General features: G+C 62.1%; 12 protein-coding genes. 3 read left to right on the top strand and 9 right to left on the bottom strand.

What is annotated here, in order from left to right; all coding sequences use genetic code 11:
• Positions 1 to 78 precede the first annotated feature (78 nt).
• Together RA302_RS26575 and RA302_RS26580 are read right to left on the bottom strand one after the other, a co-directional pair.
• The gene (locus tag RA302_RS26575; protein WP_030536017.1) at positions 79 to 936 is read right to left on the bottom strand and encodes an AraC family transcriptional regulator; all 858 of its coding nucleotides are present in this window, start codon (positions 934 to 936) and stop codon (positions 79 to 81) included.
• A complete protein-coding gene (locus RA302_RS26580; protein WP_030536018.1) occupies positions 933 to 1,877 on the bottom strand; it encodes a D-cysteine desulfhydrase family protein in 945 nt (314 codons plus the stop codon). The genes RA302_RS26575 and RA302_RS26580 overlap by 4 nt, the downstream gene beginning before the upstream one ends.
• 56 nt (positions 1,878 to 1,933) lie before the next feature.
• Between RA302_RS26580 and RA302_RS26585 the strand changes: the two genes are divergently transcribed.
• Positions 1,934 to 2,620, top strand: a complete 687-nt coding sequence (locus RA302_RS26585; protein ID WP_030536019.1) for a dienelactone hydrolase family protein — start codon at positions 1,934 to 1,936, stop codon at positions 2,618 to 2,620.
• Positions 2,621 to 2,633: 13 nt separating this feature from the next.
• On the opposite strand, the gene RA302_RS26590 is transcribed toward RA302_RS26585, so the two are convergent.
• The 3 genes from RA302_RS26590 to kynB are packed head-to-tail and all read right to left on the bottom strand — an operon-like array spanning position 2,634 to position 6,113.
• A complete protein-coding gene (locus RA302_RS26590) occupies positions 2,634 to 4,067 on the bottom strand; it encodes an amino acid permease (protein ID WP_030536020.1) in 1,434 nt (477 codons plus the stop codon).
• A gap of 52 nt (positions 4,068 to 4,119) precedes the next feature.
• On the bottom strand, positions 4,120 to 5,385 hold the full coding sequence (kynU, locus tag RA302_RS26595; protein WP_030536021.1) for a kynureninase: 1,266 nt from the start codon (positions 5,383 to 5,385) through the stop codon (positions 4,120 to 4,122).
• Entirely contained in the window at positions 5,382 to 6,113 is a 732-nt protein-coding gene (gene kynB, locus RA302_RS26600; RefSeq protein WP_030536022.1) for an arylformamidase, read from the bottom strand. The genes kynU and kynB overlap by 4 nt, the downstream gene beginning before the upstream one ends.
• Positions 6,114 to 6,250: 137 nt before the next feature.
• Here kynB and RA302_RS26605 point away from each other — a divergent pair, with 137 nt between their 5' ends.
• Both RA302_RS26605 and RA302_RS26610 read left to right on the top strand, forming a co-directional pair.
• A complete protein-coding gene (locus RA302_RS26605; RefSeq protein ID WP_007730865.1) occupies positions 6,251 to 6,742 on the top strand; it encodes an Lrp/AsnC family transcriptional regulator in 492 nt (163 codons plus the stop codon).
• A gap of 83 nt (positions 6,743 to 6,825) precedes the next feature.
• Positions 6,826 to 7,800, top strand: coding sequence for a phosphotransferase (locus RA302_RS26610; protein ID WP_030536023.1), 975 nt, complete (start codon positions 6,826 to 6,828; stop codon positions 7,798 to 7,800).
• Positions 7,801 to 7,849: 49 nt separating this feature from the next.
• On the opposite strand, the gene RA302_RS26615 is transcribed toward RA302_RS26610, so the two are convergent.
• The 4 genes from RA302_RS26615 to RA302_RS26630 form a co-directional block, all read right to left on the bottom strand.
• Positions 7,850 to 8,476: an MBL fold metallo-hydrolase gene (locus tag RA302_RS26615; RefSeq protein WP_030536024.1), complete on the bottom strand. Its 627-nt coding sequence runs from the start codon at positions 8,474 to 8,476 to the stop codon at positions 7,850 to 7,852.
• The gene (locus RA302_RS26620; RefSeq protein ID WP_030536025.1) at positions 8,473 to 9,561 is read right to left on the bottom strand and encodes an S-(hydroxymethyl)mycothiol dehydrogenase; all 1,089 of its coding nucleotides are present in this window, start codon (positions 9,559 to 9,561) and stop codon (positions 8,473 to 8,475) included. The genes RA302_RS26615 and RA302_RS26620 overlap by 4 nt, the downstream gene beginning before the upstream one ends.
• Positions 9,562 to 9,709: 148 nt before the next feature.
• Positions 9,710 to 10,972 (bottom strand): LuxR C-terminal-related transcriptional regulator, encoded by a 1,263-nt coding sequence (locus tag RA302_RS26625; protein WP_030536026.1) that lies wholly within the window; start codon positions 10,970 to 10,972, stop codon positions 9,710 to 9,712.
• Between the two features lie 22 nt (positions 10,973 to 10,994).
• Positions 10,995 to 12,164, bottom strand: a complete 1,170-nt coding sequence (locus tag RA302_RS26630; RefSeq protein WP_030536027.1) for a DUF4185 domain-containing protein — start codon at positions 12,162 to 12,164, stop codon at positions 10,995 to 10,997.
• Positions 12,165 to 12,243: the final 79 nt, after the last annotated feature.

Genomic DNA, 12,243 nt, shown 5'->3' on the forward strand with positions numbered 1-12,243 from the left:
GTGATTGTTTAGCCAACCCTAAGTTCATTCTGCGGCACGGCACAAGTCCGATCGAGATGCTTTGAGTCGCTGTTCGGACTAGTCCTGTAGCCAATCGGTCATTGGCGCGCGCGGATGATCGATCAGGCTTGCAAACTCCCCCGGCGTCACGCCCATCGTTCGACGAAAAGCCGCACCGAACGCGCTTTCGGAACGAAAACCCGTCTTCCGCGCCACAAACGAGATGCTTCGACCGAGTGCCAGAAGTTGCATCGCATGATGAGCCCGCAGTCGCATACGCCATTCCGAGAAGGTCAATCCGGTCTCGGCCGGAAACCGTCGTGTGAGAGTCCTCGTACTGACCTTCGCGTCGGTGGCCCACTCCTCGACCGATCGGGTGTCGGCCGGGCTGGCAACCAACTGATCTGCGATCTGCCGAAGCCACGGCGTCGTCGGCAGCGGCACATCGAAAATCAGTCGCGGAACGGGTTCGACGAGGTCGATGGCAAACGCCTCGGCTCGTCGACGAGCCGCGTCGGTCAAGTCGTCTCGGGTGAGGTGATCGAGTACTTGTTCGAGCAGCGGAGGGGTGGACAAGGCCACCACACGATCCAACCCGGTCACATCGGATGCCACCAACCACGTGCACGACAATTCTGTGCCGCTACGCGCCGTCACCTCGTGGGGAACATAGGACGGGATCCACAGACTGACCCCGCTCGGCACCGTGTACACAGTCTCCGGAGTACGGACCTCGAGAACACCGTCGATCGCCCACAGCAATTCGTGATCGCTGTGGCGGTGCATCTCCCACGTGTAGTCGGAATCGACGGCCAGCCGATTGGTCGCCAACCGCAAGTACCCGTCGGCACTGACGCGCAGCGGTCGAACGACGCGTTGCCACTCGGACAGTTCGTCGAGCGGACTGCTGAGCGGGTAGTCGATCTGCTCGCTCACCGCAGCGTCGACAGTTCGGGATGTCCGAACAGGCCAGGCAACCCACCGGTGTGCAGGAAGACCGTTTTTGATCCCGCCGTGATGGCTTCGTCCTTCACGAGTTGGATCAATCCCGCAAAGGCTCGGCCGGTGTACGTCGGGTCGAGGAAGATGCCCTCCGTACGAGCCAATAATCGAATCGCGCCGGCTGATGCTTCCGTGAGCGTCGAATATCCTTGTCCAACTTGGTTTCGCAGGATCTGAAGATCTGCGGCTCGCATAGCCGGACCAGGCATCTCGTCCAACAACCCAGCGACAGTCGACACTGGATCGGCAACAGCCCCGACATCAACGCCCACAACTCTGTCGACGCCCAGATGCGCGACAAGTCCAGCCATCGTTCCGCCCGATCCGAGAGCAACCACGACGCGATCGACGCCGGAGAGTTGCTGCTCGATCTCGCGTGCGCAGTCCACATATCCCTGCGCAGCCACCGCGCTGGTACCACCGAAGGGAATGACAAAAGGAACTCCGCCCGAGTCAGCGACGGCCTGCGCCGCGGCGTCGAGCGCGGATGCCGTGTCCCCACCGGCCCAGACGATCTCAGCGCCTGCGAGTGCATCCAGAACGAGATTTCCCTGCGCGGATTCCGGCTCGGCACCACCGAGCACCAGCACACAACGCAATCCCAAACGGGCTGCTGCCGACGCAGTCAAGCGAGCGTGATTGCTTTGCGGTGCACCGGTAGTGATCAGAGTCGTCGCGCCGACGGCCAAAGCCTGAGCGCAGGTGTACTGCAGCTTTCGGATCTTGTTGCCGCCACCGCCCAGGCCGGTGACGTCGTCACGTTTGATCCACAGATCTTCCGGCCCCAATCCGAGTGCCTGCGCGCAACGCGCCACAGGTTCGACGGGCGTCGGCCAACTGCCCAGGCTGATCGGCGGAACGGCGGAACTCAACATTTGACGAGTCTAGTTCGACGGTCCGTCTACAGTCTGGGCTCGCCTACAGTCTGGATATGGGAACTTTCACGACGACCACACACGACGTGCCGCTGACCGTCAGCCGACCGGATTCGCCAGGAGAACCGAAGCATGCGGTGGTGGTTCTCCAAGAAGCGTGGGGCGTGAACAAGCACATCGAGAGCATCCTCGAGCGTCTCGCCGATGCCGGCTACCTTGCCGTCGCCCCGCATCTCTACCACCGCGGCGCACAGACCTCCTTCACCGACTTCCCGTCCGCGAAGGATGCGCTCATGGCACTCGACGGCACAAGCATCGGCCACGACGTACGTGCCGCCGTCGACTACAGCCGATCCGAGGGAGCAGACAAAGTCGGCTCCCTCGGATTCTGCATGGGCGGCACCGCATCCCTGTGGTGTGCCGCCGTACCCCTCGTCGATTCCGCTGTCACGTACTACGGTAGCGGCGTTGCAGAAGCCCGATGGGATGGGATTGCCGCAGGCACCGAACTTGCAGCGCAACTGCAGGTCCCGTGGCTCGGTCACTACGGCGACCTCGATCCCAGTATCCCGCCGGAGAGCGTCGAGCAATTGCGCGCAACCGCGTCCGATCTCGCCCGGGTGTACCGCTATGCCGACGCCGGCCACGCGTTCAACAACGACACTTCGGCCAGCCACTACGCCCCGAACTCTGCTGCCATCGCGTGGACCCGCACTATGGAGTTCTTCAACGAAACCCTGTGATTGCCAGCGTGTGTCAGGGCACCCGCTTGACCACCGTGCCGGTGATCTCGTCCTGAATCTGGTCGGCATCCATTGCCAGACTCTGCGCGCGACGCGATCGAGTGAAGTAGTAGATGCCGATCACGGCCACAACAAACGGAACTCCGAACACCAGCGTCATCTTGAAATCCTCGACCCACAATGTCGTGACGAGGATCGCGACCATGAGGACACCACCCAGTATCGTCCCCACCGGGAAGAACGGAATCGTGAACGAGAGGGTTCGTCCTTCGCTTGCCATCCGCTTGCGAAAGAACCAGTGCGTCACGAAGATCAGCAGCCACGTCGCCATCGCCCCGAACATCGACAGCGAGATCATCAAGGTGAATGCCTGCTCGGGAAAGAGCACGTAGACGATGGTTGCGACGGCGATACCCGACGTCGACAGCAGCAAGGCATTGACCGGTGAGCCGTTGGCCCTGACCTTGCCGAGAATGGCCGGCGCGTCACCAGCACGGGAGAGCGAGAACATCATTCGCGAAGACACGTACAGCTGACTGTTCATCGCGGACAGCGCGGCGATGATCACCACGAAGTTCAGCACACTGTCTGCGCCCGGAATCTTCACAACCTGCATCACCGTGACGAAAGGGCTTCCGCCACTCAATATCTTGTCCATCGGAGCGATTGCCAGAATCAGGGCAAGCGTTGCGATGTAGAAGACGAACAGTCGGACGATCGTCACACGGAACGCCTTCTTCACCGCCACCGCGGGGTTTTCCGCCTCACCGGCTGCAATGGCGATCATCTCGATGCTCAAGTAGCTGAAGATCGATACGATCACGGCAAACCACATGCCGGACAAACCATTCGGGAAGAATCCGCCACCGGCCGTGTAGTTGTGAAATCCGTAGTCCGGGTTCCCGCTACCGAACACTACGTACGCTGCCATCACGATGAACGCCACGATCGCGAAGACCTTGATCGTCGAGAACCAGTACTCCATCGTTCCGAAGGCCTTGACGTTGAACATGTTCACGCCGATCAGCACTCCGGAGAACAACACGATCCACAGCCATGACGGTACGTCGGCGAACCAGAACTGCATATATTCACCGATTGCGGTGACCTCGGTACCGACCGCGAGGACGATGCACGACCAGTAGAGATAGCGAACGAGGAAGCCGATCAACGGTCCGACGTAGAACTCTGCGTACGCACCGAACGAACCTGATGTCGCATGTGCAACAGTCATTTCGGCGAGGGCACCCATCAGCAGGAGGGCGATCAACCCGCCGATCGCGTAACTGATGATGACGCTCGGGCCGGCAAATCCGATGGCGAACTTACTGCCGAGGAAGAGTCCGGTGCCGATTGCACCGCCGAGCGCGATCATGCTCATCTGCTTGGGGCCGAGTTCGCGTTTGAGACCTGATTCTCGCTGCTGAATGTTTTTGAAATCACTCATGAAAGCTCCTTGCGAAAGGCGGTACCTCCCGGTCCGCGGAAACTTGGAAGAATCAGGTGACTGCGTCGCGCTCGCGGAATTCGGGGCGATCCCAGGACTTGTTCTCGAGGATGTCTCGCAACACGTCGACGGCGTTCCACACGTCGGCGTATCCGAGATAGAGCGGAGTGATACCGAACCTCAGCACTCCTGGTTCGCGGTAGTCGCCGATGACGCCCCGCGCGATGAGAGCCTTCATGATGGAATAGCCCTCGGGATGAACAAAACTCACGTGCGATCCACGACTCTCGTGTTCGCGCGGCGTGATCAACTGCAAACCGTAATCAGCGCAACGCTCCTCGACGAGGCTGATGAAGAGATCGGCCAGCGCGAGCGACTTGCTGCGGATGTCGGCCATGTCAGCTTTGAGCATGACGTCGAGACCACACTCGACGAGTGACAACGACGTGATGGGTTGAGTACCACTCAGAAACCGTCGTATTCCTGCGCCGGGTTCGTAGGCCGACTCCATCGCAAATGGTCGCGCGTGCCCCCACCACCCGGACAGCGGCTGGATTCCGGTGTTCTGATGGCGACGGTTGACCCAGATGAATGCAGGTGAACCCGGACCACCGTTGAGGTACTTGTACGTACACCCCACCGCGAAGTCGGCGTCGGCACCGCTCAGATCGACAGTGACGGCGCCGGCCGAGTGTGCGAGATCCCAGATCATGAGGGCGCCACGTTCCTGCACTGCTGCAGTGACTTCCGTCATCGCATACAGGTTTCCGGTGCGGTAGTTGACGTGCGACAACATCACTACGGCGGTGTCCGGTCCTACTGCTTCGGTGAGGTCGCCCGGTTGGTCGATCAGGCGTAGTTCGTATCCCTGATCGAGCAGCGAGATGATGCCCTCCGCAATGTAGAGGTCAGTGGGGAAATTGTCGCGCTCGGAGACGATCACCTTCCGGCTGGGATCCTGAGCAGCCGCGATGGACAGCGCGGAGGCCAATGCCTTGAACAGGTTGATCGACGTCGAATCCGTTACTACCACTTCGCCTTCACCTGCTCCCAGCAACGGGGCAAGTTTGTCACCGAGGCGGACCGGGAGGTCGAACCATCCAGCCTCGTTCCAACTGCGAACCAAGCCGTTGCCCCACTCGTCGCCGATCACTCTCGCGGCGCATTCCTGCGCGGCAATGGGACGCGCGCCGAGCGAGTTTCCGTCGAAGTAGAGAACGCCCTCCGGAATCGCGAACTCGCGGCGGAACTCCCTCAGGGGATCCACTGCGTCGGCCTTGACGCAGTCTTCCAACGAAAGTGTGGTTGTCGATGTCATGACGATTCTTCTCCTGCATGTGTCGGCGTTGAGGGTGATGAAGGCAGAGTCCGGAGCACGGCGCGTACCGGGCTGGCATCGAGGTCGAGGAACTTCAGCGGCAGTGCGATCAACTCGTAGTAGCCTTCGTCGACGTCGTCGAGGCAAAGTCCTTCGAGGATCGCGACGCTACGATCGCTTGCCGCGTGGTGCCCGTCCATGGTCTTGCTGTCCATCGGATCGAACGAGGCGCCGTCGATTCCGATCAGAACTCCACCGCGGTCGGCGAACCAGTGGGTCAGCTCCGGAGATACACCGGCGAAGTCGTTGTCCCACTCGCGCGGGTACTTCGGGTACGTCCTCAGAATCAGCCGCTGCGGCAGATGTCCGCCGAGTCGCTCCACCGTCTCTTCGACGGGCCTGATGCAGGCGGCACCGTCGACCCCCGTCATGTCGACCACCAGTGCTTCGCCGAGATAGGGCTCGAGGGGAACGGAACCAATGGTCGCGCCGTCGATGCGAGTGTGCGCCGGCGCATCGGCGTGAGCACCGATATGCGGAGTGGTGGTGATTCGGTTGATGGTGACGGCGTCACTGCCGCCGAGGTCGGACGTGACAGCGCGGGTGAAGGCGGTATCGCCTGGCCACACGGGCGTCGATTCGGAGATCGGCGGGCTGATGTCGATCAACCGCGCCCTCCAGTCGCCCGTGTGTCCGTCGCCCGTGTGGCGGCCGATCCTCGGAAACATCCAGACCCCTTCGTCGCAACAGTCGACTGTGTCGATCTCGACCGTTTGATAATTCGATGTGTTTGGCAAAAGCTAGGATCATCGACGGGCGCGGTCAATAGATGCTGAATATTTTCGCGACGGCAGGGAGAAATCGGATGATAAATGCGATCGAACGGGCAGCTGCCGCAGCTCGGCCGAATCATGTTCGGCTCGACGACGTCGATACAGCGATTCTCCGCGAACTCGTCCGGGATGCACGCATCCCCAACAACGCACTCGCCGAGAAGGTCGGGATAGCGCCGTCGACCGCTCTGGCGCGGATGCGTGCGCTACGCGAATCGGGCGTCATCAAGGGGTTTCACGCAGACATAGACCTCGAGCTACTCGGCCTCGAGATCTCGGCGATGGTGTCGATTCTGATTCACTCCCACGCCAGGAGCCGGATGACGGAAATTGCCGAGCACCTGAGCGGATTGGATTCCGTTCAGCGAGTGTTCCTGATGAGTGGGGACCGTGATCTCCTGGTACACGTGTCGTGTGAATCCCCCACTCGGCTTCGCGATTTCGTCAGCGCGCACCTCAACGATCCGGCCATCGCCAATACCCAGACCAACCTGATCTTCAGCGAACTGAGTCAAGGCGGCTGAACTGCAGCTGTCGCCAAGGCGTCTTCGAGTGCTTCCGAGATCGGCACCTCGATTCGAACTTCTCCCCACTAGAGTCGAACAGCATGTTGCCACTCGGGTTGTCCATGCTCTGGGAATCGGTGGAGTCGGAAGCCGCTCTGAAGCAGCGATTCGGATTCAACAGCTTCGGCGCAGCCACCCATTGGGTCTCGGCGGTACTCGAGCAGACTTGGGGATTGACGGCCCTCGAGTGCTCGCGAATGGCGATCAGTGACCAGAACGCGATTGTGTGGGTTGCGAGCGACCGAGGTGGGCTGGTGGTGAAGTGGTCGCGCGACACAGAGCGCTTCGCGAACCTGGAGGCGTCGACGCGCCTGCTGAGCGCACTCGCCGCGCAGGGCGTGCCCGTTCCGTCACCAATCACGTCCCTGAACGGATTGGACCGGGAAACACTGTTGGACCGGGAAACACTGGAAGGGCCTTCGTGCGCAGTGTCATTCACCGTACTGCCGGAGTTGGCGGGAGATTGGTTGGACGTGCAAGACCGCGCGGCGGTCCGTTCGGCAGGAGCATGTCTGGCAGAAATACACCGAACGCTCGGCGCCACCCATGTCGACGGATCGGTTTTCTCGTCGCGCAGCACCGGGTTGAAGGAGCGCATCGGTGGTTGGCTCGCGAATTTCGACCGCGGGTTCGCGCCTGAGGCAACGCGTAGGCTCGTGGGCCTCCTGGCGCGTGCGTCCGAGCTCGATGACCAAACACAACTGGTACACAACGACTTCCGTGCAGCCAACATCTTGACTCGAAACTCTCGGACCACCGGAGTACTCGACTTCGACGACGTGGTGATCGACCACCGGGTGAGCGACCTGGCCAAGGCAAGCGTCTATCTGGGCACCCTGTTCACCGATTGGCGACCGACACCGATCGCGGTACGGCAGAGCCTGCGCGCCGGCTACGAATCCGTCCGTCCCCTCAGCCGATCCGAGACAGAATGGTTCGAGATCCTCGAACTGTGGCACGGCCTGATGGCGATCCCGGGTGAGAACGACACCGCCGGTTGGGCATCAGCGTTGTGACAAAAGTGGGGACGCCGGTACCGGCGTCCCCACTTCGCTTCTGATCACATCAGGATCCGGCGCGGATCCATTCTTCGAGATGCGGCGCCTCGGTACCGATCGTCGTGCCGTCGCCGTGACCGGTGTGAACCTTGGTCTCGGCGGGGAGCGCGAACAGCTTGTCGCGAATGGACCCGATGATGGTCGGGAAGTCGGAGTACGACCGCCCCGTTGCGCCGGGTCCACCGGAGAACAAGGTGTCGCCGCTGAACAGTTCCCCCGCCTCGGGCAGGTAGAGGCAGGTCGACCCCGGGGAATGGCCCGGTGTGTGGATGGCCAGAATGTCCGTACCCGCCACAGCAATACGCTGATCATCTTCCAAGCTCAGATGCTTCACCCCGGGGTGAGTCATCTCCCAGAGGACATCGTCGGCCGGGTTCAGGTAGATCGGAGCGTCGAGCTTCTCGGCCAGCTCCGGCGCAACCGTGACGTGATCGTTGTGACCGTGGGTGCAGACGATTCCGATCACCTTGCGTCCACCGACAGCGTCGATGATCGGCCGCGCGGTGTGCGCTGCGTCGACGATCACCACTTCGTTGTCGTCACCGATCAGCCAGATGTTGTTGTCGACGTCCCATGTTCCGCCGTCGAGGCTGAACGTGCCCGAGGTGACGACGCGATCGACACGCAATGTCACAGGACCACCACCGAACGAAGGACCTCGCCGCGGTGCATCGTCTCGAAGGCCTTCTCGACCTCGTCGAGCTTGATGCGCTCGCTGACGAACTTCTCGAGCGGCAGACGCCCCTGCTGGTACAGGTCGACCAGAACGGGGAAGTCACGCTCGGGCAGGCAGTCGCCGTACCACGACGACTTGAGGGCTCCGCCGCGCGAGAAGAAGTCCACCAGAGGCATTTCCAGCTTCATGTCCGGCGTCGGAACTCCCACCAGCACTACGGTTCCCGCGAGGTCGCGGGCGTAGAACGCCTGCTTCCAGGTCTCGGGACGGCCGACTGCGTCGACAACCACGTCGGCGCCGAAACCTCCGGTCAGCTCCTGGACTGCTTCGACGACGTCGTCGACCTCGGTCGCATTGATCGTGTGCGTGGCACCAAGTTCCGTGGCCCACTCCAGCTTTCGTGGATCCCGGTCGATGGCGATGATGGTATTGGCACCGGCCAGGCGTGAACCCATGATCGCTGCGTCGCCGACGCCGCCACACCCGATCACAGCCACCGAATCACCGCGTCCGACGTTGCCGGTGTTCATCGCGGCACCCATGCCGGCCATGACGCCGCAACCGAGCAGTCCGACGACAGCCGGATCGGCCGAGGCGTCGACCTTGGTGCACTGGCCTTCGTGAACCAGCGTCTTGTCTGCGAATGCGCCGATGCCGAGTGCCGGCGTCAGTTCGGTGCCGTCTTCGAGCGTCATCTTCTGCTCGGCGTTGAACGTGTCGAAGCAGTACTGCGGGCGGCCACGCTTACACGCACGACACTGCCCGCATACGGCACGCCAGTTGAGGACGACGAAGTCGCCCACCTCGACGTGAGTGACACCGGGGCCGACGCTCTCGACGATGCCCGACGCCTCGTGCCCGAGCAGGAACGGGTACTCGTCGTTGATTCCGCCGTCGCGGTAGGTCAGGTCGGTGTGGCACACACCGCACGCTGCAATGGCGACCACTACCTCGTTGGCGCCGGGATCGGGAATCGTGATGGGGACGATTTCGACGGGGGCACTCTTGGATCGGGCGATGACGCCGCGTACCTGCTGTGGCATGGCTTTGCTCCTGGCTTCGTGCGATTGAGGACGTGTCGTCACATGGCGCCGTGTTTTCACATTGCGATATGTGCACTCGTTGAAAGGTTAGCCCGAAGCAGGTGCCCGCAACCCTGGTCGAACTGACTGACCGACCTGGCCGAAAGGACTAGGGTGCAGGCTTCACGCCGGCCTCCGCGCCCGCGGCGGCCGCCGCACCCCGACTCTCGACGCTCAATTTCCGCAGGACCCCGGCAACATGAAACTTGACTGTGCTCTCACTGACGCCGAGTCGCTCCGAGATTGCCTTGTTGCGCCGTCCGGCCACCAGATGCTCGAGTACCTCGAACTCCCGCGGTGCCAGTTCGGTGAGTACGTCGCGGTTCGGCAGCGCGACTGGGGCGTCGAGCGGGATGGTTGTGCTGATCCGGTTCCCCCACCCGGGCGTCGACTCGGATTCGACGGTTCCGCCCAAAGTCTCTACCCTCGAACGTAATTGGCGTTCCACGTCGATCACATCGGCTTCACCACCACCGTCGTCGCGGATGTCGATCGAGAGCGAAGCCGCGTCGAGGGTCCAGGCCACCCGGATTCGCGAGAGCGTCTGCTGATCCGACAAGGCCAAGACCGCGCCGCGGACGACCGCGCGGGCGCCGTGCGCCACTTCACCGGGTAACCCACGCCCGTCGACGGGTGGCTCCACCAACTCCAACGCGATTTCCCGATGCTTGAGCAGCGAACGCAATTCCCCACGCATCCGCGCAAAAGCGGTGGTGGTCGACTCCTCGGCCAACTCGCGGTGCACGTCGACGGCCGAACGCAGGCCGATCAGGGCCGAAGCTGCAGTCTCCCTGGCCGAGGTTCGAGCACGCGTGTCGTCGAGATCCGCCGAGCGCAGCGTCGCCAGCATCGTCTCGAGGGTGGCCGCATGCACCTCCGTCATCTCTGCCACGGTGCGTGCACGCTCGGACGACGCTGCCCGCGACTCGGCGAGATATGCCGGACTCGCGTTCCGCACCTGGAGCTGAATTCCGGTTGCAGTCACCGCGAACAGTGCCTGGATCAATTCGAGGGATGCCGCCTTCACCGGTCCGGGGTGCGGCGTCAGCACGAGTAGGGTGTCTGTTCGATCGAGCATCGCGAGCACTTCACGGTCCCGGCCGGCGATAGCGCATTTTCCCCGAAATATCTGTCCGACAGTGAGATCCGTGCGGATACGGTCGAGTTCGGCGATGGTCACACGATCGACGACAGCTGGATCCCCGGCAACCTTGCGCGGCCTACCGGTGCACTCACGGGTGAAGATCACCAGAGAGGTGTGCGGCGCCATGTCCGCGATCAGCGTCGAAAATCGTCGGCCGATTTCGGGAAGTGGTCCCACCAACACGTCTCGAAGGGCGGTGATCAGTAGCGCATTGTCGGTGGTGCTCACCGTTCAACGATAACCATCCGGTTCACTGGTGCAGCGTGGTCTTCATGAGCATCACGTTGTAGTCGGACCACGTGGTGGCGAGAAAGTAGAGGTCCTGCCCCTGCGACCAGGGGTGCATGTACGCGCCGTAGAGTCCCGGAACCTCGTCGGTGCCGATCACGACGTCCGGTGCGCTCCACGGGCCGGTCAGGTCCGAGGCCGTCCGCAGCACCAGCGCTCCCCACTCGTTGGAGTACATCGCGACGAACTTTCCGAGATAGTTGTTGTACTGCACCGACAGTTCGCTGACATCCCCGTCGAGAACTACTGCAGCGGCAGCAGGATTGTTGGGGACCCATGCCTTTCCGTCCCAGTATTCGTACGCCGCGACGTCCGCGATGGAGGCTTCCTTGACTCGCGAGAGACGCCCCTCGCCAAAGCGTCCGGCGGGGGTGCCGAAGTTGTAGACGTAACCACCGTCTTTGACGAAGGACCCCATCTGGAAGTTGTCGTTACCTGTCAACGGCAGATAGGGCCGGGACGAGGCCGGTTCGATCTGCCAGGTCTCACCGTTGTCGTGCGAGGACGCGATCTGCGAGAAGTTGGTGACCCACTCGCCCGACCCTCCCCACGAACGTATCGACATGTAGTTGACGTACTGAACGCCGCCCACGGAGATACCCGTCGTCGGAATGCTGCTGGTTTCGACGCCGGTGACTTTCAGACTTCCGATGATCTCGCGCGAGTGATTCGGTCGGTCGGTCGGTGAGGAGTCGATGTTCATGCCGTCGGACAGATTTCCGTCCGAGCTACGGAACAGGACGTTGCTGCGCCAGTCGCCGACCACCCCGGAGCACAGAGGGTCAGATCCGATACCGACGGTGTCACCGAAAGCTGTCAGGACCTGACCTGCGCCGTTGTCCCACATGATGCCCAGATCCGTGCCGAGAACGTTGAACCGCTCGACGGTTTGGTTGGGGCTCAGCGCGCCCGTGATGTACTCGACCGCCGAGGTGCGGCCTTGCAATTCCGGCAGTTTGCCATCCGTGCCGTTGAGCCAGGGAATCGGATTGGTCGGCCCACCTGATTGATCCAAGCTCCCGGTGACATTGCAATCCCACGGGGATGCATTGGCCTGGGTCGCCCCCAAGACCGCGGTCGACGCGAGTACACACGTCACTGCTGCTGTCGATATCTTCCGCATCCGGCGCATCGCTCCCCTTTCGCGGGGGAGATCCGGACTCTACGAGGTGTGTTGCTCGACCGGATCGGTTCATCCACCCACGAGAACA

The organism is Rhodococcus sp. DN22 (assembly GCF_036669995.1).
GTDB lineage: Bacteria > Actinomycetota > Actinomycetes > Mycobacteriales > Mycobacteriaceae > Rhodococcus_F > Rhodococcus_F erythropolis.